Origin of the sequence: Herbaspirillum sp. meg3, from assembly GCF_002257565.1 — a bacterium.
Taxonomy (GTDB): Bacteria; Pseudomonadota; Gammaproteobacteria; order Burkholderiales; family Burkholderiaceae_D; genus Herbaspirillum.
In genome coordinates this window covers 3,080,180-3,101,414 of record NZ_CP022736.1, presented here as the reverse complement: position 1 = coordinate 3,101,414, position 21,235 = coordinate 3,080,180, and the positions used below count along the sequence as shown (strand labels likewise).

The 21,235-nt window shown below is 55.9% G+C and carries 21 protein-coding genes and 1 tRNA gene; 16 read left to right on the top strand and 6 right to left on the bottom strand.

The genetic code is table 11. The features are described 5' to 3' along the window. Positions 1–48 precede the first annotated feature (48 nt). Both pnp and hmeg3_RS13845 read left to right on the top strand, forming a co-directional pair. A complete protein-coding gene (gene pnp / locus hmeg3_RS13855; protein ID WP_094564239.1) occupies positions 49–2,187 on the top strand; it encodes a polyribonucleotide nucleotidyltransferase in 2,139 nt (712 codons plus the stop codon). Between the two features lie 309 nt (positions 2,188–2,496). After that, entirely contained in the window at positions 2,497–3,783 is a 1,287-nt protein-coding gene (locus hmeg3_RS13845) for an NAD(P)/FAD-dependent oxidoreductase (protein ID WP_094564237.1), read from the top strand. Between the two features lie 65 nt (positions 3,784–3,848). Here the strand turns inward: hmeg3_RS13845 and hmeg3_RS13840 are convergent, their stop codons facing one another. The 6 genes from hmeg3_RS13840 to pxpB all read right to left on the bottom strand — a co-directional run bounded on the left by hmeg3_RS13840 (position 3,849) and on the right by pxpB (position 9,225). Then, positions 3,849–4,853, bottom strand: a complete 1,005-nt coding sequence (locus tag hmeg3_RS13840; RefSeq protein ID WP_094564236.1) for a DUF2891 domain-containing protein — start codon at positions 4,851–4,853, stop codon at positions 3,849–3,851. Between the two features lie 99 nt (positions 4,854–4,952). Further along, entirely contained in the window at positions 4,953–5,939 is a 987-nt protein-coding gene (locus hmeg3_RS13835; RefSeq protein WP_094564235.1) for a DUF979 domain-containing protein, read from the bottom strand. Further along, complete coding sequence (locus hmeg3_RS13830; protein WP_094564234.1) at positions 5,936–6,655, bottom strand: DUF969 domain-containing protein; 720 nt, start codon at positions 6,653–6,655, stop codon at positions 5,936–5,938. The genes hmeg3_RS13835 and hmeg3_RS13830 overlap by 4 nt, the downstream gene beginning before the upstream one ends. A 121-nt stretch (positions 6,656–6,776) precedes the next feature. Beyond that, on the bottom strand, positions 6,777–7,517 hold the full coding sequence (gene pxpA / locus hmeg3_RS13825; RefSeq protein WP_094564233.1) for a 5-oxoprolinase subunit PxpA: 741 nt from the start codon (positions 7,515–7,517) through the stop codon (positions 6,777–6,779). Positions 7,518–7,564: 47 nt separating this feature from the next. After that, entirely contained in the window at positions 7,565–8,575 is a 1,011-nt protein-coding gene (locus hmeg3_RS13820; RefSeq protein ID WP_094564232.1) for a biotin-dependent carboxyltransferase family protein, read from the bottom strand. Continuing rightward, complete coding sequence (gene pxpB / locus hmeg3_RS13815; RefSeq protein ID WP_094564231.1) at positions 8,572–9,225, bottom strand: 5-oxoprolinase subunit PxpB; 654 nt, start codon at positions 9,223–9,225, stop codon at positions 8,572–8,574. The genes hmeg3_RS13820 and pxpB overlap by 4 nt, the downstream gene beginning before the upstream one ends. Before the next feature lie 154 nt (positions 9,226–9,379). Here pxpB and hmeg3_RS13810 point away from each other — a divergent pair, with 154 nt between their 5' ends. From hmeg3_RS13810 to nuoI, 14 genes are all read left to right on the top strand, one after another. Then, positions 9,380–9,934 carry a winged helix DNA-binding protein gene (locus hmeg3_RS13810; protein ID WP_094564230.1) on the top strand — a complete coding sequence of 185 codons (555 nt, stop codon included), beginning with the start codon at positions 9,380–9,382 and terminating at the stop codon, positions 9,932–9,934. Between the two features lie 43 nt (positions 9,935–9,977). Next, positions 9,978–10,958, top strand: coding sequence for an NAD(P)H-quinone oxidoreductase (locus tag hmeg3_RS13805; protein ID WP_094564229.1), 981 nt, complete (start codon positions 9,978–9,980; stop codon positions 10,956–10,958). Between the two features lie 117 nt (positions 10,959–11,075). Continuing rightward, on the top strand, positions 11,076–11,837 hold the full coding sequence (gene tpiA / locus hmeg3_RS13800) for a triose-phosphate isomerase (protein ID WP_094564228.1): 762 nt from the start codon (positions 11,076–11,078) through the stop codon (positions 11,835–11,837). A gap of 30 nt (positions 11,838–11,867) precedes the next feature. Continuing rightward, complete coding sequence (secG, locus tag hmeg3_RS13795) at positions 11,868–12,242, top strand: preprotein translocase subunit SecG (RefSeq protein ID WP_094564227.1); 375 nt, start codon at positions 11,868–11,870, stop codon at positions 12,240–12,242. Between the two features lie 109 nt (positions 12,243–12,351). Further along, a tRNA-Leu gene (locus hmeg3_RS13790) sits at positions 12,352–12,436 on the top strand. 116 nt (positions 12,437–12,552) lie between these two features. Continuing rightward, positions 12,553–12,912: an NADH-quinone oxidoreductase subunit A gene (locus hmeg3_RS13785; protein WP_050477760.1), complete on the top strand. Its 360-nt coding sequence runs from the start codon at positions 12,553–12,555 to the stop codon at positions 12,910–12,912. 3 nt (positions 12,913–12,915) lie between these two features. Then, positions 12,916–13,392 carry an NADH-quinone oxidoreductase subunit B family protein gene (locus hmeg3_RS13780; RefSeq protein WP_007881947.1) on the top strand — a complete coding sequence of 159 codons (477 nt, stop codon included), beginning with the start codon at positions 12,916–12,918 and terminating at the stop codon, positions 13,390–13,392. A 21-nt stretch (positions 13,393–13,413) separates the two neighbouring features. After that, positions 13,414–14,010: an NADH-quinone oxidoreductase subunit C gene (locus tag hmeg3_RS13775; protein ID WP_094564226.1), complete on the top strand. Its 597-nt coding sequence runs from the start codon at positions 13,414–13,416 to the stop codon at positions 14,008–14,010. Beyond that, positions 14,010–15,263, top strand: coding sequence for an NADH-quinone oxidoreductase subunit D (locus tag hmeg3_RS13770; protein WP_094564225.1), 1,254 nt, complete (start codon positions 14,010–14,012; stop codon positions 15,261–15,263). The genes hmeg3_RS13775 and hmeg3_RS13770 overlap by 1 nt, the downstream gene beginning before the upstream one ends. Before the next feature lie 100 nt (positions 15,264–15,363). Beyond that, entirely contained in the window at positions 15,364–15,855 is a 492-nt protein-coding gene (nuoE, locus tag hmeg3_RS13765; RefSeq protein WP_094564224.1) for an NADH-quinone oxidoreductase subunit NuoE, read from the top strand. Further along, entirely contained in the window at positions 15,852–17,147 is a 1,296-nt protein-coding gene (gene nuoF, locus hmeg3_RS13760; protein ID WP_094564223.1) for an NADH-quinone oxidoreductase subunit NuoF, read from the top strand. The genes nuoE and nuoF overlap by 4 nt, the downstream gene beginning before the upstream one ends. Before the next feature lie 109 nt (positions 17,148–17,256). Further along, positions 17,257–19,584 (top strand): NADH-quinone oxidoreductase subunit NuoG, encoded by a 2,328-nt coding sequence (gene nuoG, locus hmeg3_RS13755; RefSeq protein ID WP_094564222.1) that lies wholly within the window; start codon positions 17,257–17,259, stop codon positions 19,582–19,584. Continuing rightward, the gene (gene nuoH, locus hmeg3_RS13750; protein ID WP_094564221.1) at positions 19,584–20,663 is read left to right on the top strand and encodes an NADH-quinone oxidoreductase subunit NuoH; all 1,080 of its coding nucleotides are present in this window, start codon (positions 19,584–19,586) and stop codon (positions 20,661–20,663) included. Before nuoG ends, nuoH begins: the two co-directional genes overlap by 1 nt. Positions 20,664–20,687: 24 nt before the next feature. Beyond that, a complete protein-coding gene (nuoI, locus tag hmeg3_RS13745; protein ID WP_050477753.1) occupies positions 20,688–21,176 on the top strand; it encodes an NADH-quinone oxidoreductase subunit NuoI in 489 nt (162 codons plus the stop codon). Positions 21,177–21,235: the final 59 nt, after the last annotated feature.

Genomic DNA, 21,235 nt, shown 5'->3' with positions numbered 1-21,235 from the left:
CCCTGCAAAGCGATGCCGCGCAAGGGTTCAATATAGAAAGGAAATACCGTGTTTAATAAAGTTACTAAAACCTTCCAGTATGGACAACACCAGGTCACGCTGGAAACCGGCGAAATCGCTCGCCAGGCTTCCGGTGCAGTCGTCGTTTCGATTGAAGACACTGTTGTGCTGGCAACGGTCGTGGCACGCAAGGATGCCAAGCCAGGTCAGGACTTTTTCCCATTAACCGTCGATTACATTGAAAAGACGTACGCTGCGGGTCGTATCCCCGGCGGCTTTTTCAAACGTGAAGGCAAGCCATCCGAAAAGGAAACACTGACATCGCGCCTGATCGATCGCCCGATTCGTCCGCTGTTCCCGGAAGGTTACCTGAATGAAGTGCAAGTCATCATTCACGTTCTGTCCGTCAATCCTGAAATCGATCCAGACATCGCTGCGATGATCGGTGCGTCGGCTGCATTGTCGATCGCCGGCATCCCATTCAACGGCCCGGTCGGCGCCGCACGCGTCGGTTACATCGACGGTCAGTACGTCCTGAACCCAACTGCAACGCAACTGAAGACTTCGCAACTGGATCTGGTTGTCGCCGGCACAGAAACAGCCGTGCTCATGGTCGAATCGGAAGCGCAGCAATTGTCCGAAGAAATCATGCTGGGCGCGGTCGTGTTCGGCCACGATCAATCGAAGGCTGTCATCAACGCCATCCACGAACTGGTGCGTGACGGCGGCAAGCCGGAAGTCCAATGGGCTCCTCCTGCAAAGAACGAACCACTGATCGCACGTGTCACCGAACTGGCTGACGGCAAGCTGCGTGAAGCGTATCAAACCAAGGACAAGCAAGCTCGTACCGAAAAGCTGAAGGCCGTCACTTCCGAAGTCAACGCAGCGCTGGCAGCAGATGCCGCAGCCGCAGGCACATCGGCAGCGGATTCGGCAGAAGTCGGCAGCATCCTGTTTGATCTGGAAGCCAAGATCGTCCGTTCGCAGATCCTCGACGGCGAGCCACGTATCGACGGCCGCGATACACGCACCGTGCGTCCGATCACTATCCGTACCGGCGTGCTGCCACGCACTCACGGTTCGGCGCTGTTCACCCGCGGTGAAACTCAGGCGCTGGTCATCGCGACTCTGGGCACCGCACGTGACGAACAGAAGATCGATGCGCTGATGGGCGAGTACTCGGATCGCTTCATGCTCCATTACAACATGCCTCCGTTCGCTACCGGCGAAACCGGCCGCGTTGGTACACCAAAGCGCCGCGAAATCGGTCATGGCCGTCTGGCCAAGCGCGCGCTGATCGCTGCACTGCCGCCAGCTGAAGAATTCAGCTACTCGGTGCGTCTGGTGTCGGAAATCACCGAATCCAACGGTTCCTCGTCGATGGCTTCGGTCTGCGGCGGCTGCCTGGCGCTGATGGACGCCGGCGTGCCGATGCAATCGCACGTTGCCGGTATTGCCATGGGCCTGATCAAGGAAGGCAACAAGTTCGCCGTCCTGACAGACATCCTGGGCGATGAAGATCACCTCGGCGACATGGACTTCAAGGTGGCGGGTACTGCCAACGGCATCACCGCACTGCAAATGGATATCAAGATCCAGGGCATCACCAAGGAAATCATGCAGGTCGCACTGGAACAAGCCAAAGAAGGCCGCGTGCACATCCTGGGCAAGATGCAGGAAGCCGTTCCAGCCGGCAAGGCAGAGTTGTCCGACTTCGCACCACGTCTGATCACCATCAAGATCAATCCGGAAAAAATCCGTGACGTGATCGGCAAGGGCGGCGCTGTCATTCGCGCGCTGACCGAAGAAACCGGCACCCAGATCGACATCAGCGACGAAGGCGTGGTCACCATCGCTTCCGTTGACGCTGCTGCTGGTCAAGAAGCCAAGCGCCGTATCGAAGAACTGACCGCTTCCGTTGAAGTCGGCAAGATCTACGAAGGTACTGTGCTGAAGCTGTTGGACTTCGGTGCGATCGTTCAGGTCCTGCCAGGTAAAGACGGTCTGTTGCACATCAGCCAAATCGCCAACGAGCGTGTCAACGCCGTTGCTGATTACCTGAAAGAAGGCCAGCAAGTCCGCGTCAAGGTTCTGGAAACCGACGACCGCGGCCGTCTGAAACTGTCGATGAAGGCAGCGCAGTCGGAAGAAGGCACGGAAGCGCCTGCTTCGCAAGATGCACAGTAATGCGTAGCTGGATGCAGGCATCGCCTCATCCGCTGGTAATACTCAAGTAGTACGGAATCCCTCAGGGCGAAAGTCCTGGGGGATTTTTATTTTCGACTTTCGATTTTCGGCTAAGCGTTTGTCGATTTTGTCGGAGAGCATCGCAAGCGGCTGTAGGAGCTGTGCCGATTTCATCTGTACTGCTTGCCCGAAACCCGAACTGCCATTAGGCTGATCCTTGTTCTTTTGAGACAATGCGGATGTCATCGCAGAATGATTGAGAAATAATCAGGACGATTGGGGAGCATCATTTCATCAGAAAGGAGTCCCATGCCTCATGTGATCATCATCGGATGTGGTTTCGGCGGCCTTGCCGCCGCACGTGAACTGGCCGATGCCAAGGTCGACATCACCATCATCGATCGCAGTAATCACCATCTTTTTCAGCCTCTGTTGTATCAGGTGGCGACAGCAGGTTTGTCGGCGCCGGCAATCAGCGCGCCGATACGCAGTATCCTCGCAAAGCAGCGTAATCTCACCAGCCTCATGGCCGCGGTCAGCAAGATCGATGTCGTGCGCAAAACGGTTGCCTTGGAAGACGGCAGCGAGATTGCCTACGACTATCTGATCGTTGCGGCGGGTTCCACGCACAGCTACTTCGGGCATGACGAATGGGCTCCGCTGGCGCCTGGACTGAAAACGCTTGCCGATGCCTTCGATATTCGCCGCCGTATTCTCATGGCTTTTGAACGCGCAGAACGCGAACCAGACCCGGTGCGCCGCGCAGAATGGCTGACCTTTACTGTTATCGGGGCCGGCGCCACCGGCGTGGAAATGGCCGGTACGCTGATCGAGATTGCGCGCCATACCTTGCGCGGTGAGTTCCGTCGCATCGATCCACAGCAGGCTAAAGTGGTTTTGCTGGAAGGATCTGAGCGCGTTCTCGGCGCTTATCCGGCAGACCTGTCCGAGAAGGCGAGGGCGCAGTTGACCAAGCTTGGGGTCGATGTACGCACCAGCAGCCGCGTTACGCACATCGACGAAGAATGTGTTCGTTATACCGATCCGAGCGGCGAGCAGCGATTGGCTTCACGTACGGTCATCTGGTCTGCGGGTGTGGCCGCATCGCCTTTGGGAAAATCGCTCAATGTCCCGCTTGACCGGGCTGGACGCGTGATCATTGGCAGTGAGCTATCGATCCCTGATCATCCGGAGGTGTTTGTGATCGGTGACCTCGCATCGGCGACATCGGATGGCAAGCCGGTGCCGGGTGTATCGCCGGCAGCCAAGCAAATGGGACGTGTCGCTGCACGTAATATCCTTCACCGCATCAGTGACGAACCGCTTGAGAATTTCGTCTATCAGGACTATGGCTCGCTGGCGACGATCGGCCGCAAGGCTGCAGTGGCAATGGTCGGAAAATTCAAGTTCTCCGGCTATCCCGCGTGGCTATTCTGGTTGTTCGTGCACGTGTATTTTCTGATCGGTTTCCGCAATCGTCTGTTGGTGATGAGTGACTGGGCATGGGCGTATCTGACGTTCAAGCGTAGTGCACGTGTAATTTCCAACGCGATCGATACGCCTATAGAAAAGCCCGACGATGCGCCAAGCCAGTAAAATCATCTCTCGGAAATGAAAAAGGCCGGCATCTGCGCCGGCCTTTTTTTCGTCAGGAAGAAAACTCAGCCTTCCAGCGCCAACAGCGCGAAGCTGGCGAGCCAATGGCCCCCGCTATAGTGGCTGCCGACCACATGGTCGAGGCTGGCTCGCAGATGGCGCTGCACGGCGCCTGCCAGGGCAGCTTGTGCAGGATGATCTGATGGCAGATGACGGGCAATATGCTTCATGCTCCATGCGCGACTCAGGTTCAGACCATCCAGATGAGCAATCTTGGGATCGGTACGATCACTGACCTGTGCAGGCTGCATCAGTCGTTCGACTTTGTCGATCTGCGGCAGAAACTGGTTGAACCATGCCGGGAAGGCCGTGACATCCAATACCTTGCTCATCAGCAGCGCTTCGGTCAGTGCTGCAGAGATGTATTCATCGCCGCCCGGTTCATAGTGCGCCGGATAGTCGATATCCTTGCCGTAGTAGCGTTGCGAAGCCTGCACGATGGCGCTTTCAAGCTCGCTATCTTTTGCCGCACGTGCGTAATCAATCGCCAGCGCCAGCGCGAACGCCGTGTTGTAGTGTGTGCCGACGCGAATTGGATAAGTCAGCTTGCCCAGATATTCCATCAGGCGCTTGCGGATTTCCAATGTCAGCGGCTGCATGGCGGCATGCCAGATCGCTGCACGCGGATGCGGGGATTCCGCCAACTCCTGCGCAAGGCCGAGGATCCAGCCGAAGCCATAAGGACGTTCGAAAGAAGCGCGGCCACCCACCTGGAAATAAGCAGTTTCCTGCGCCATCAATTCCGGCGTGAAGTGCTCATCGAAGATCGCCGTGATTTTGTCGTGGGTCGGCAGTGACGGATACAGCTTCGCACAGCGCAGCAGCAGCCAGTAGCCGTGGACGGCAGAGTGCCAGTCATAGCAACCGTAAAACACGGGATGCAGGGCGCGCGGCGACAAGACATCGTCGGCGCTGTTGAGCACGTGCATGATGTGGTTAGGATATTCCTGACGGAGGTAGGTCAGCGGCATCTCGGTGTATGCGGCGGCCAGTTCGATAGTGAGTTGCATGAGAGTCTTCCGATTTTCAGATCAGTGTGGCGGCGCGTGTTTTTGCTAATTTGCGACCGGTGTGGAAACCACCGGCCGCGACACGCATTAACGAAACAATTAGCGGAACACGATGAAATACATCAGCAGGATATTTGCCGCCAGCAAGGTCAGGCCGGTAGGGATTTGTACCTTGATGACCTGATACTTGTCCTTGAGCTCCAGCAGCGCCGCAGGAACGATGTTGTAGTTGGCAGCCATCGGCGTCATCAGTGTGCCGCAGTAACCAGCCAGCATGCCAATGGTCACCAGCGGTGCAGGATCGGCGTGTTGCCCGACGATGATGAAGGGCAGGGCGATGCCGGCGGTCATGACCGGGAAAGCTGCGAAGGCGTTACCCATGATCATCGTGAAGAGCGCCATGCCGACACAGTAGATCACGATCAGCATGAAGCGGTTTTCAGGATTGACGAACAGGCCGACAACCTGCTGCACCGATTTGCCGGTTTGCGCTGCGACGAAGACGCCGCCAAGCATCGCCAGCATCTGCGGCAGAACGGCAGCCCAGCCGATGGCGTCGAGCAGGCGGCGCGACTCACGCACAGCATGCAGAGGCGTACCGCCGGTCAGTTTCCAGCCGGCCAGAATGGCGCAGATACAGCCGACGCACAATGCCGCCAGCGTCAGTTGTTTCTGATCGAGGATATACACGCCGCCGATGGCCACGCCCTTGAGCAGGATCGTGCACAACACGGTCACCACAGGAATCAGGATGGCCGGAACAAAGATCCAGTTGCCGTACTGATTGGCCGATGCCTGGCGTTGCTCGGCGCTGCGCTGTTTGTAGGTGCCGATCGACAGCAGGCCAAAACCGGCAATGAGCGAAATCAGAATGACGACGACGCCGATGATGCGATAAGCCATTGGTTTCCCCAGGGAGGAAACCAGCAAGTCGCTGAACAGGAATACCGCGCCGAACAGAAACCAGAACAGCGCGGTAGTCAGGCGTTTGGGGTTGCCTTTGTCGCGCAATGTCATGCCGACCAGCAGCATGACGATGACGCCGATGAGGTAGTAGATTTCGTTGATCGTGATGAGAGTACTCATGCTGCCACCTCTTTTGCTTCAGATTTTTTCCAGGCGTTGACGTCGCGTTGAATCCCGGCATCGAGACGCACCAGGCGGAACATGTGAATAGCCAGTGCCGCAATCGCGGTTGGAATGGCCCACAAGCCAAGATGCAGAGGCTCGACATTGGTGATGCCATTCTCTTTGAGGAAGGCATCGATCAGCAGCACCGCGCCGAAGGCAAGGAAAATGTCTTCGCCGAAAAACACGGCGATGTTGTCACAGGCAGCGGAGTGTGCGCGCAGTTTGTCGCGGATGTGTTGCGGCAAGTCGCCGTAGCGAGCTGTCGCTGCGCCCTCGACCATGGGCGCAAGCAAGGGCCGCACGGTTTGTGCCTGGCCGCCGATATAGGTCAGCCCGAGCGCACCAAACACCTGGCGCAGGATGAAGTACAGCATCAGAATGCGTGCAGATGTCGCGCTGGCCATGCTGGAAATCCAGTCTTGTGCGCGCTCCTTCAGGCCATAGCTTTCCAGCAGGCCGATGATCGGCAGGATGAGTACATATACGGCCAGCGAGCGGCTATTGATGAACTTCTCGCCGAAGGTTTCCAGCAGCATGCCGAAATCCATGCCGACGGCGAGACCGGTAGCAAGGCCTGCGACGGTGACGACCAACAGCGGATTGAAGCGGAATGCGAAGCCTGCAACGACGATCGGAATCCCGATCAACGGTAGCAAAATCGAGCTATCCATGGACTATCTCCCAGTAAGGATGGTTGTTGTTAATGTAGATCTGACGACGAAAGTGCTGCGATAAAAAGATAAGAACGAGAAGAACTAAAAAACAGAAGAGCGAAGAACAATAAAAACCAACTCAGGACGGCGCACGAATGGCAATGCGCTCCTTGCTCAGGCGTGCGCGGATCTGACGTGCGAATTCCAGTGCGTGCGCACCATCGCCGTGCAGGCAGACCGTTTGTGCGTTGACCTTGACGATGCAGCCGTCCAGTGCGGTAACTTGCTTGTCCTTGACCAGTGAAATGGTTTGCGCAATGGCCTGTGCTTCATCTTCGATCATGGCGCCGGGAAGCGTGCGGCTGACGAGGCTGCCGTCAGCGTTGTAGGCCCGGTCGGCGAAGACCTCTTCGATGGCGGTCAGTTTTGCTTGTTTGGCGGCACTGATGAGTTCGCTGCCCGCCAGTCCGAATAAGGCCAGCTCTGGATTGAAGGTGCGCACTGCGACGCAGATAGCGTTGGCCAGAACCGCATCTTTGGCCGCCTGGTTATAGAGCGCGCCATGCGGTTTAACGTGCACCATGTGTCCGCCTTCTGCACGTACGATGGCGTCCAGTGCACCCAATTGATACAGCATGCCGCTGATGATTTCCTCTGGCGGTAACTGCATGGCGCTGCGGCCGAAATTTTCACGATCGGGAAAGCTGGGGTGGGCGCCGATGGCGACATGATTCTGTATTGCCCAGCGTACGCTCTGGCGCATGGTATTGGCATCGCCGGCATGCCAGCCGCACGCAATATTGGCTGAGCTGACCAGCGTCAGCAGCATTTCATCGTTGTCACAACCTTCTCCGAGGTCTGCATTGAGGTCGATTTGCATGATCTTGCGTGCTCCTTCTGTCTCTTTGGTGCTTCGTCTCTTGCGGTTTACTTTTTGTACTGTGTAGCGCGTGACCAGTCGAGTGCGGCAAGCGTCTCGCGGATGCTGTTCAAATAGGCCTGCTGTTCTTCCCATGCATGCAAGGCTTGTTCCAGATCGCAAGGTTGCAATTGCAGTTGCGCGTTTAACGGTGCTTGCGCCAGCTTCCACATGTCGGCCTGAATGACGACGCCGATCTTCGGGTAGCCTCCGGTGGTTTGCGCATCTCCCATCAGGATGATCGGCTGGCCGGAGGGCGGCACCTGGATGACACCCGGCACCACGCCGTGCGAAAGCAGGTCGCGGTTTTGCTTGCGTTTGAGTTCCGGTCCATCGAGGCGATAGCCCATGCGGTTGCTATTTGGAGTGATGCGCCACTTGTCGAGCCACAAAGCGTTCTTCGCGGCGACAGTGAATTGTTCGAACTCAGGGCCGGGCAACACCCGCAAATGAATCAACTTGCTGCTGTCTTGTGTCTGCGTACCGACACCGCTCCATGCCGGCGAGCGCACACCGAAAGCCGGGCCTGCGATCGCGATGCTTGCCGGCCCTTGAGGCAGGCAATCGCCTTTGCGCAGGGCGCGCCCTTCATGGCCGCCGAAGTTGGCTTTTAAATCGGTGCTGCGCGAGCCGAGGACTTGCGGAACGTTGATACCTCCGGCGATAGCGAGATAGGTTCGCATGCCTTGCGTGGCATTGGGGCCGGCATGCGCCAGCTTCAACGTTTGACCGGCAAGCACCGGCACGCTCCAGTAGGGAGTGATGGATTTACCGTCGAGTCGCGCATCGAAATCGTCGCCGCCGAGCGCAATGCGGGTGTCGGTGGTGAAGCGCATCTCGCAGGCGCCCATGGTAATTTCGAGTCCGGCCGCCTCCATGTCGTTGCCGACCAGCAGATTGGCGGCACTCAGGGCGAGGCAGTTCAGTGCGCCGCCTGGATTGATGCCGAGCTGACGGTGGCCGGGGCGGCCAAGGTCTTGTACCGAGGTGAGAATGCCGGGTTGAAGGATTTCTATCATTTGGCAATCCGTTCCACGGTGAAGCGTACGCGGTCGCCCGGTCGCAATAAAGTTGGTGGAGTCTGTGTCGGATCGAAGAGCGGCAGAGATGTTTTTCCTAGCAATTGCCAGCCGCCGGGTGATGCGAGCGGGTAGATGCCGGTTTGTTCGCCGCCGATGCCGACCGATCCGGCAGGGATGGAGAGCCGGGGTTCATCACGGCGTGGAGTTGCCAGCGTAGGTTCCAGTCCACCCATATAGGCAAATCCCGGCATGAAGCCGATGAAGTAGACGATATATTCGCCGGCGCTATGGCGTTGAATGACCTCTTTGCTGGACAAGCCAGTGTGGCGGGCAACGATGTCGACATCCGGGCCGTCCGCACCACCGTAGACAACGGGGATTTCGATTTCTCGTCCGGCGATATGGCTGACATCGACATGCGCCCAGGTATCCAGAATGCGTTTGGTAACCACTTTCATGTCAACGACAGGACGGCGCAGGATCAGGGTCAGGTTGTTCATGCCGGGCACGACTTCACTGACTTCCGGCCAGCTTGCCGCCTCGTCGGCGATGCTCCAGATACGTTGCTGGTGAGGCAGTGTGGCGGGGGGAGGCAGATTGCATAGCAATGCGCTGTCGCCCAGGAAATGAATTTGAGGTTGAATCATTGTCATCCAGATTATGCAAAGGCTTAAACGCCTTTATCGTTCTCGCGGATCATACATTTACAGCAAGGTATAAACAATATGTCGATAAATTATTTGTTTAAGATTGCTATATAGTAGCGGCGTTGTATGAAAATCTCTTGATAGAAAATAGCTTATGAATGAACAATCCCTGGAAATCACGCCGGAGAATGCTGTGACCAAAAAGTCCCCGACCAAAATCGTCTCCTCGAATCACCTAGTTTCGGAGCGCAGCGCCGAGCTGTCGGAGCTCGAATACGCCCTGATCATGGCCGGTAACGCCTTCAATCGCTGGATGATGCGCTGCATGCTGGCTGCGGGTGCAAAAGACATGACCGCGATCGAAGTCTCTTTGCTGCATCACGTGAACCATCGTGAGCGAAAGAAGAAACTTGCCGATATTTGTTTTGTCCTGAATATTGAGGATACCCACGTTGTGACCTACGCGCTGAAGAAATTGGTCAAGGCGGGCTATGTGAAGAGCGAAAAGGCAGGCAAGGAACTGCTGTTTTCGACCACGGAAGAAGGTCAGGAATTGTGCATGAAATACAAGGAAGTGCGCGAGCGCTGCCTGATTGAAGTGCAAGTCGACAGCGGTATCCAGAATCAGGCAATCGGCGAGGCTGCCCAGTTGCTGCGCAGTGCGTCAGGTTTGTATGACACCGCAGCGCGTGCCGCTGCTTCGCTCTGATACAACTTATTTGTTGATCCCGGCTCAGGCAGGAAAGGATGAAATGAAGGCAATCGAAATCACTGAATTTGGCGCTCCGGAAGTGTTGCAATTGTGCGAGCGGCCCTTGCCCCAGCTGAAAAGCGGCGAAATATTGATCAAGGTGCATGCCGCAGGCGTGAATCGCCCTGACGTTTTTCAACGTCAGGGCAATTACCCGGTTCCGCCCGGCGCCTCCGACTTGCCTGGCCTGGAAGTCGCTGGTGAGATTGTCGACGGCGAGCTGGGAGATAGCGGTTTCCATAAAGGTGACCTCGTTTGTGCGCTCGTGCAAGGCGGCGGCTATGCTGAATATTGCGCTGCGCCTCTCGCGCAATGTTTGCCCGTGCCGGCTGGTTTGACGGCTTTGGAGGCGGCTGCGCTGCCGGAGACGTTCTTTACTGTCTGGAGCAATGTCTTTGAGCGGGCGCGGCTGTCGCCCGGCGAGACCTTGCTGGTTCAGGGCGGCAGTTCGGGTATCGGCGTGACGGCGATACAGATTGCAACAGCCTTGGGGCACCGCGTCTTCGCGACGGCAGGTTCAGATGACAAATGCCGCGCCTGCGAAGACTTGGGCGCCGAGCTGGGTATCAACTACCGTACTGAAGATTTTGAAGAAGTAGTGAAAGCGGCAACGGAAGGGCGCGGTGTTGATGTCATTCTGGACATGGTCGGAGGTGATTACCTGGCGCGAGAGATAAAAACCCTTGCCGATGATGGCAGGCTTGTCGTGATCGCGTTGCTGGGCGGCGCCAAAGGCCAGTTGGATTTGAGCCAGATTTTGCGTCGCCGCCTGACGGTGACCGGTTCTACCTTGCGCCCGCGTCCTGTCGAGTTCAAGGCCTATATCGCAGCGCAGTTAAAAGAGCGCGTATGGCCACTGCTGGCCACCGGCAAAGTGAAGCCAGTGATTTACCAGACCTTCCCACTGGAGCAGGCTGCGCAGGCGCACGCTTTGATGGAATCAAGCGCGCATGTCGGCAAGATCATGCTGACGGTAAGCTGAAATACCTCTTTATATGTCTTTGTAGCGGTGGATCTGGCAGAGAAATACCGGGCTATTGGTTTGACCGGGTTTGCCGCGGCGCGATAGAATGCGGGGTTATTCAAAATACTCACTCTTATGCGCCGTAAATTAGTTGCCGGTAACTGGAAGATGAATGGCGGTCTCGCCGCCAATGCAGCCTTGATTGCCGACGTAAAAACAGGTCTCGCCGCTGCGGGTGCGCAGGCCGATGTTGCCGTTTGTGTGCCTTCACCTTATTTGGCACAGGTGCAGGCAGCTGTTGAAGGTTCTGCGCTGGCGCTGGGTGCGCAGGATGTTTCCGCGCATGCTAACGGTGCTTATACCGGTGAAGTGTCGGGGGCAATGCTGGCGGAGTTTGGGTGCAAGTATGTGATCGTCGGTCACTCCGAGCGTCGCGCTTATCATGGCGAAACCGATACGGTGGTGGCTGCCAAGGCGGTTGCTGCGCTGAAGTCCGGTTTGACGCCGATCGTCTGTGTCGGCGAAACACTGGATGAGCGTGAGGCTGGGCAGACCGATGCTGTTGTCGGTCGCCAGGTTGATGCCGTGCTGGGTGTGCTTGATGTGGCCGACGTCGAAAAGATCGTGGTTGCCTATGAACCGGTCTGGGCAATTGGCACCGGCAAGACTGCAACGCCGGAAATGGCGCAGGACGTGCATGCGAAGCTGCGCGGTAAATTATCGGCCAAGAATGCCTCGGCGGCGGCCAAGGTGCAAATCTTGTATGGTGGTAGCATGAAGCCCGATAACGCAAAAGAATTGTTGGCCATGTCGGATATTGATGGTGGTCTCATTGGTGGTGCGGCCTTGAAGGCGGTGGATTTTCTGGCGATCGTCCAGGCTGCCCAGGGTAACTGATCGTTGTTGTTTTAAATTGAAGATGGCTATATGAATACTTTATTTACTGTTATTGTTGTGATTCAAGTGCTGGCAGCGCTGACAATCATTGGTCTGGTGTTGCTGCAGCACGGCAAAGGGGCTGATATGGGGGCTGCTTTCGGTTCCGGCGCGTCGGGTAGTTTGTTTGGCGCCACCGGTTCTTCCAACTTCTTGTCCAAGTCGACCGGCGTCGCAGCTGCGATCTTTTTTATCGCAACCCTCGCACTGGCTTTTGTCGGCAATCACCACGTTTCGCAAAGCGGCGGCGTCATGGATAATTTGCCTGCTCCGGCAGCTGCAATTCCCGCAACGCCAGCAGCGTCAGGTGCTCCGGCGGCAGCGCCTGCAAATCCTGCAGATCAATCAAATCAAATTCCGAAATAGTATTTTGCGCACGATGTAATAATGCGCAAAACTTAAAGCTGTTTATGAAGTTTTAGTGTGATTGTGCATTGAACAAGAGCATCAAAACGGGTTACAATTGCAGTCTCAAGCCGACGTGGTGAAATTGGTAGACACGCTATCTTGAGGGGGTAGTGGCGAAAGCTGTACGAGTTCGAGTCTCGTCGTCGGCACCATGAAATATCTAGAAAAGCCAGCAAGGGACAAAATCCTGAGCTGGCTTTTTGACGAGGGAAAAGCTGTTTGATATTGAGAATCATTCCGCTAATTATCAACAAACCTACGCCTAATCGTGAACCTCGAAAATTACTTTCCAGTTCTATTGTTTATCCTAATCGGCATCGCTGTTGGTGTCGCTCCTCAGTTACTCGGTCGTTTGCTTGGTCCCCACAGACCTGATGCGCAAAAGACCTCTCCTTACGAATGCGGATTCGAGGCTTTTGAAGATGCGCGCATGAAGTTCGATGTGCGTTATTACCTCGTCGCCATTCTGTTTATTCTGTTCGATCTCGAAACTGCATTTTTCTTCCCTTGGGGCGTTTCCATGCGCGACTTGGGCTGGTCTGGCTACATGACGATGATGGTGTTCATCGCCGAATTTGTTGTCGGTTTTTGGTACATCTGGAAAAAGGGTGCCCTGGATTGGGAGTGAGCCATGTCAATTGAAGGCGTATTAAACGAAGGGTTTGTTACCACCTCGCTGGATAAGGTAATCAACTGGACCCGTACCGGCTCTTTGTGGCCGATGACTTTTGGTCTGGCTTGCTGTGCGGTTGAAATGATGCACGCTGGCGCATCGCGTTACGATCTTGATCGTTTTGGCGCTGTGTTCCGTCCGTCTCCGCGTCAATCCGATCTCATGATTGTTGCCGGTACGCTGTGCAATAAGATGGCGCCGGCGCTGCGCAAGGTGTACGACCAGATGGCCGAGCCGCGTTGGGTGATCTCGATGGGTTCCTGTGCCAACGGCGGTGGTTATTACCACTACTCGTATTCCGTTGTGCGCGGTTGCGATCGCATTGTGCCTGTAGACGTATACGTGCCAGGTTGCCCACCAACGGCAGAAGCACTGCTGTATGGCGTGATCCAGCTGCAAAACAAGATCAAGCGTACCAATACCATTGCGCGATAAGAAGAGAGTGGAAGGGTCAGAATGACGACAAAATTGGAAGCTCTCGAAGCTGCCTTGCGCAATGCGCTTGGGGGGTATCTTCAGAATTTGACGGTGGCTTTGGGCGAGGTCACGATTGTGGTCAAGCAAGCCGATTATCTGTCGGCGATGCGCGTTCTGCGCGATCACGCCGACACCCGTTTCGAAGAATTGATTGATCTGTGCGGCGTGGATTACTCGACCTATGGCGATGGCGTCTGGGATGGTCCGCGTTTTGCCGTGGTGTCTCATCTGCTGTCGATCAGCCATAACTGGCGCGTTCGCGTCCGTGTTTTTGCTCCTGATGATGAATTGCCTTTGGTAGCCTCGGTGACTGGTATCTGGTCCTCCGCCAATTGGTATGAGCGAGAAGCCTTTGATTTCTTCGGCATCTTGTTCGATGGGCACGACGACTTGCGTCGTATCCTCACCGATTATGGCTTCATCGGTCATCCGTTCCGCAAAGACTTCCCGGTATCGGGCTATGTCGAAATGCGCTACGACGCTGAGCAAAAACGCGTGGTTTATCAACCCGTAACGATTGAGCCGCGCGAAATTACGCCGCGTGTCATTCGTGAAGAAAATTACGGGATTAAATAATGGCTGAAATCAAGAATTACACGCTGAACTTTGGTCCTCAGCATCCTGCCGCACACGGTGTGTTGCGTCTGGTGCTTGAGCTCGACGGTGAAGTTATCCAGCGTGCCGACCCGCATATCGGTCTGCTGCATCGCGCAACCGAAAAGCTGGCCGAGCAAAAAACCTACCTGCAATCGGTTCCTTACATGGATCGTCTCGACTACGTGTCGATGATGTGTAACGAACACGCCTATGTCATGGCGATCGAAAAGCTGCTCGGCATCGAAGTGCCGATGCGTGCTCAGTACATCCGCGTGATGTTCGATGAAATCACCCGTCTGTTGAACCACCTGATGTGGATCGGCGCGCACGGCCTGGACGTCGGCGCCATGGGTGTTCTGCTGTACGCCTTCCGCGAACGCGAAGATTTGATGGATTGCTACGAAGCCGTCTCCGGCGCTCGTATGCATGCTGCCTACTATCGTCCGGGCGGCGTTTATCGCGATTTGCCGGATACCATGCCGCAGTACAAGGCATCGATCATCCGCAATGACAAGGCAATCAAGCAACTCAATGAAAATCGCCAGGGTTCGATGCTGGACTTCATTGAGGACTTCACCAACCGTTTCCCGAAATATGTCGATGAGTACGAAACACTGCTGACCGACAATCGTATCTGGAAGCAGCGTCTGGTCGGCATCGGTGTGGTCTCGCCTGAACGTGCAATGGCCATGGGCTTCACCGGCCCAATGCTGCGTGGTTCGGGTATCGAATGGGATCTGCGCAAGAAGCAACCGTACGAAGTCTACGATCTGCTGGATTTTGATATCCCCGTCGGCAAGAACGGCGATAGCTACGATCGCTATCTGGTCCGCGTGGAAGAAATGCGCCAATCCAACCGCATCATCAAGCAATGCGTCGAATGGCTGCGTAACAATCCAGGCCCGGTCATCATCGACAACCACAAGATTGCTCCGCCTCCGCGCATGGACATGAAGTCCAACATGGAAGATCTGATTCACCACTTCAAACTGTTCACCGAAGGCTTCCACGTGCCGCCGGGTGAGACATATGCTGCCGTTGAGCATCCGAAGGGCGAGTTCGGTATCTACCTGGTGTCGGATGGCGCCAACAAGCCATACCGCATGAAGATTCGCGCGCCAGGTTTCGCGCATTTGTCGAGTCTGAATGAAATGGCAAAGGGTCACATGATTGCCGATGCAGTCACAATCATCGGTACGCAAGACATTGTGTTTGGTGAAATCGACCGATAACCGGTGAAGTAAGCCGGTCAGTGGATGTTTTTTAAAACCCATTAGGTTCTGGGGAATATCCGATAAACCCGCGCGAGTTCTCAAAGGACTATGCGCACGGATGGCCAACGATATGCTGTTAAGTCAAGACGCTCTAAAGAAAATCGATCGCGAACTCGCGAAATATCCGGCAGATCAACGCCAGTCTGCGGTCATGTCCGCGCTGCGCATTGCTCAGGATGAACACGGCTGGCTGCCTGCCGAGCTGCAACAGGAAATCGCTGATTACATCGGCATGCCTGCGGTCGCGGTGCAAGAAGTCGCCACGTTCTACAACATGTACAACACCAGCCCGCAGGGTAAGCACAAGATTACCGTCTGTACGAATTTGCCTTGCCTGTTGTCGGGCGGCGATCGCGCAGCGCATCATCTGAAGCACAAGCTCGGTGTCGGCTACAAGGAAACCACTGCTGACGGTCAGTTCACGATCGTTGAAGGCGAATGCATGGGCGCATGCGGCGACGCACCTGTCATGCTGGTCAATAACCACCGCATGTGCAGCTGGATGTCGAACGACAAGATCGACGCGCTGCTGGAGGAACTGAAGAAATGACTTGTCTGCACGATCGTCATATCAAACCGCTGATTCTGGCGGATCTGGACGGCCAGAACTGGCATCTGGAGGATTACGTCAAGCGCGGCGGCTACGAGTCGCTCAAGCGCATCCTCGCTGAAAACATCACTCCTGAACAAGTCATCGCTGAACTGAAGGCTTCCGGCTTGCGTGGTCGTGGCGGTGCTGGCTTTCCGACGGGGCTGAAGTGGAGCTTCATGCCGCGTCAGTTTCCTGGTCAAAAATACCTCGTCTGCAACAGCGATGAAGGCGAACCAGGTACATTCAAAGACCGCGACATCATTCGTTATAACCCGCACTCTCTGATCGAAGGCATGATCATCGGCGGTTATGCGATGGGCATCACGGTCGGTTACAACTACATCCACGGCGAAATCTTCGACGCGTATCTGCGTTTTGAAGAAGCGTTGGAAGAAGCGCGTGCGGCAGGTTTCCTTGGCGATAACATCCTCGGCACCAACTTCAGCTTCCAGTTGCACGGTCACCATGGTTATGGCGCCTACATCTGCGGCGAAGAAACCGCACTGCTGGAGTCGCTGGAAGGCAAGAAAGGCCAACCGCGCTTCAAACCGCCGTTTCCTGCCAGCTTCGGCCTGTACGGTAAACCAACCACGATCAACAACACCGAAACATTCGCCGCTGTTCCGTTCATCTTCAAGATCGGTGCACAAGCGTACGCCGATATCGGCAAGCCAAACAACGGCGGCACCAAGATCTTCTCGATCTCGGGCGACGTCGAACGTCCAGGCAATTACGAAATTCCGCTGGGCACGCCATTCTCCACATTGCTGGAACTGGCCGGCGGCATGCGCGGCGGCAAAAAGATCAAGGCTGTCATTCCTGGTGGCTCGTCCGCTCCGGTGATTCGCGGCGACATCATGATGGAAACCACCATGGATTACGACGCCATCGCCAAGGCCGGCTCGATGCTGGGTTCTGGCGCGGTCATCGTGATGGATGAAACACGCTGCATGGTCAAGTCGCTGCTGCGTCTGGCTTACTTCTACTACGAAGAGTCCTGCGGTCAATGTACGCCATGCCGCGAAGGTACTGGCTGGATGTACCGCATGGTCGAACGTATCGAAAACGGTCACGGCAAGCTGGAAGACCTCGATGTGCTGAACTCGGTTGCCGATAACATCCAAGGCCGCACCATTTGCGCGCTGGGCGATGCGGCGGCGATGCCGGTACGTGCTTTCATCAAGAATTTCCGCGAAGAATTTGAGTATCACATCGAGCATAAACACTGCTCGGTGCCAGCTTATATCTGATCGACAGAGTTAGCGATAAAGTTGAGCAGCACGGCAAGACATGCATTCGGCAACAGAGCAGGGCGCATGTCTTCAAGGTCAAAAGAATACTTAGCTTGGGCAAAAAGCCATGGTTGAAATCGAAATAGACGGCAAAAAAGTTGAAGTGCAAGAAGGCAGCATGGTTATGGATGCTGCCAACAAGGTCGGCACTTACATTCCTCACTTTTGCTATCACAAAAAATTATCCATTGCGGCTAACTGCCGCATGTGTCTGGTCGACGTAGAGAAGGCGCCGAAGCCGTTGCCGGCCTGCGCCACTCCGGTGACCGCCGGCATGATCGTCCGCACCGCAAGCGACAAGGCAGTCAAGGCGCAAAAAGGCGTCATGGAATTCCTGCTGATCAATCACCCGCTGGATTGCCCGATCTGCGATCAGGGCGGCGAGTGCCAATTGCAGGATTTGGCTGTCGGTTACGGAGGCTCCGCTTCCCGTTACGAAGAAGAGAAGCGCGTCGTTCCTCCTAAGGACGTCGGCCCGCTGATCTCCATGAAGGAAATGAACCGTTGCATCCACTGCACGCGTTGCGTACGTTTCGGCCAGGAAGTCGCCGGCGTCATGGAACTGGGCATGCTGGGTCGCGGTGAACATTCCGAAATCACGACATTCGTCGGCAATACCGTCAATTCCGAGCTGTCCGGCAACATGATCGATCTGTGCCCGGTCGGCGCACTGACATCCAAGCCGTTCCGCTACGCCGCGCGCACCTGGGAATTGTCGCGTCGCAAGTCGGTCAGCCCGCACGACAGCATTGGCTCCAACCTGATCGTTCAGGTCAAGGGCGGCAAGGTGATGCGCGTTCTGCCGCTGGAGAACGAAGACGTCAACGAATGCTGGATCACCGATAAAGATCGTTTTGCTTACGAAGCGCTGGACAGCGAAGAGCGTCTGACCAAGCCGATGCTCAAGCAAGACGGCAAATGGCAAGAAGTGGAATGGCAAGTTGCGCTGGAATACGTCGCGCACGGCCTGCGTAATATCCGCCATGAACACGGCGCAAGCGCCATCGCTGCATTGGCTACACCGTACTCGACACTGGAAGAGCTGACATTGCTGCAAAAAGTCGTGCGCGGCATGGGCTCGGAAAACATCGATTTCCGCCTGCGCCAGTCCGACTTCGCGCTCGACCACCAGGTCAATCCTTGGCTGGGCATGTCGATCGTCGAGTTCTCGCAACTGAATCGTGCTTTGATCATCGGCTCGTTCCTGCGTAAGGATCACCCGCTGCTGACCGCGCGTCTGCGTCAAGCAGTAAAGAGCGGCGCCAAGATCAGCATTGTGCACGCAACTGATGACGACCTGCTGATGCCGGTTGCCAACAAGATCATCGCAGCACCGTCCGCATGGTTGTCCGCGCTGAGCGAAGTTGTTGTCGCGGTCGCGCAAGCCAAGAGCGTTGCAGTCCCTGCCGGTTTCGAAGGCGTGGAAGCATCGCAAGCCGCCAAGCAAACTGCAGCAAGCCTGCTGTCGGGTACGTCAAAGGCCGTATTCCTGGGCAATGCCGCTGCACAGCATCCGCAAGCGTCGCAACTGCACGCTGCGGCACAATGGATTGCAGAACAAACCGGTGCCAAACTGGGTTATCTGACTGAAGGCGGCAATACCGTCGGTGGTTATCTGGCCAATGCGATTCCAGGCAAAGACGGCGTCAACGCGCTGCAAGCTTTTGCGCAGCCACGCAAAGCCTATGTACTGCTGAATGCCGAGCCGGAACTGGATAGCCATGACCCGCAAGTCGCCACTGCAGCGCTGAAGCAAGCTGAAATGGTTGTCGTCATGTCTGCATACAAACATGGCGCCGATTACGCCGATGTGTTGCTGCCGATCGCACCATTTACCGAAACATCCGGTACTTTCGTCAATGCCGAAGGCCGTGCACAAAGCTTCAACGGTACCGTCAAGCCATTGGGCGACGCGCGTCCGGCATGGAAGGTGTTGCGCGTTCTGGGGAACCTGCTGGGTCTGCAAAACTTCGACTACGAAACATCGGAAGCGATTCGCGCCGAAGTGATTGGTGCTGAGACTGATTTGTCCGCCCGTCTGAACAACGTCTCCAAGCTGGCTCTGCAAGCTGCCAATGGTGCTGCCAACGGCGCGCTGGAACGTGTTGCGGATGTGCCTATTCACTTCACTGACGCGATCGCCCGCCGCTCGCCTGCATTGTTGCAAACGCAAGATGGCCAGGCACCGAAGGCATGGCTGTCGGTCGCGCTGTCGCAAAAACTCGGCATCGTTGCCGGTGACCGCGTAAGCGTCAAGCAAGGACAGGGCAGTGCAGTGCTGACTGCGGATATCGACAAGAAGCTGCCGGAAAACGTCGTACGTGTGGCTGCAGCCCATGCAAGCACCGCTAATCTGGGCAGCATGTTTGGCGCAATCGTTGTGGAGAAAGCGTAATGGATCAACTGATTGCCAATATCAATGCAGTTGGCCCCAACTATCTGGGGACGGCATGGCCGTACGTGTGGACTTTCGTCTGGAGTCTGCTGAAAATTCTGGCCGTATTGATCCCGCTGCTTATCAGCGTGGCGTACCTGACTTACTGGGAGCGCAAGCTGATCGGTTGGATGCACATCCGTCTTGGCCCTAACCGCGTCGGTCCTGCAGGTCTGCTGCAGCCAATCGCCGATGCCTTGAAGCTGATCTTCAAGGAAGTGACCACACCCTCGCGCGCGAACAAGGTGTTGTTCTTCATCGCGCCAATCATGACCATCATGCCGGCTGTCGCCGCATGGGCCGTGATTCCGTTTGGCCCTGAAGCTGTCATCGCGAACGTCAACGCAGGTCTGCTGTTCGTGATGGCGATTACCTCGATGGAAGTCTACGGTGTCATCATCGCCGGTTGGGCGTCCAATTCGAAGTACGCTTTCCTCGGTGCGATGCGCGCGTCGGCACAGATGGTGTCTTACGAAATTTCGATGGGCTTCTGTCTGGTCGTGGTGCTGATGGTTTCCGGCAGCCTGAACATGATCGACATCGTTACCAGCCAGGGCAAAGGTTACTTTGCTTCGCACGGCCTGAGCTTCCTGTCGTGGAACTGGTTGTCGCTGTTGCCGATTTTCGTGATCTACGTCATCTCCGGTATCGCTGAAACCAATCGTCATCCGTTTGACGTGGTGGAAGGTGAATCGGAAATCGTTGCCGGTCACATGATTGAATACTCGGGTATGTCGTTCGCCATGTTCTTCCTGGCTGAATACGCCAACATGTGGTTGATTTCGATCCTCGCTTCGCTGCTGTTCCTGGGCGGTTGGGCATCACCGGTCAGTTTCCTGGACTTCATCCCAGGCTGGATCTGGCTCGGTATCAAGACGTTCCTCGTGGTGTCGCTGTTTGTCTGGGTGCGTGCATCGTTCCCGCGCTATCGCTATGACCAGATCATGCGTCTGGGCTGGAAAGTGTTCATTCCGCTGACGCTGGTGTATCTGGTGATCGTCGCGACCTGGATGCAGACCTCGTGGAATATTTGGAAGTAATGGATAAAGGCTGAGGTGAGAAGCATGGAAGCTATTAAAGATTTTTTCAACAGCCTGCTGCTGCGGGAGCTGTTCAAGGGCCTGGCCCTGACAGGCCGCTATCTGTTTGCGCGCAAGATCACGATTCAATTCCCGGAAGAGAAGACGCCGCAGTCACCGCGTTTCCGCGGTCTGCACGCTTTGCGTCGCTACCCGAACGGTGAAGAGCGTTGCATCGCCTGCAAACTGTGTGAAGCAGTCTGCCCGGCGATGGCAATCACGATTGAATCGGAACAGCGTGACGACGGTTCACGCCGTACCACGCGTTACGACATCGATCTGACCAAATGCATTTTCTGCGGTTTCTGCGAAGAGTCCTGCCCGGTCGATTCCATCGTCGAAACGCACATTCTCGAATACCACGGCGAAAAGCGCGGCGACCTGTACTACACCAAGGAAATGCTGCTGGCCGTTGGTGATCGTTACGAAAATGAAATCGCTGCTGCGCGTACCGCAGACGCTGCATATCGTTAATTGAATTCGGGACGGCATGCTTGTTTGTTCGTTGTTGCGTGCCGCTGAGATGATCGAGT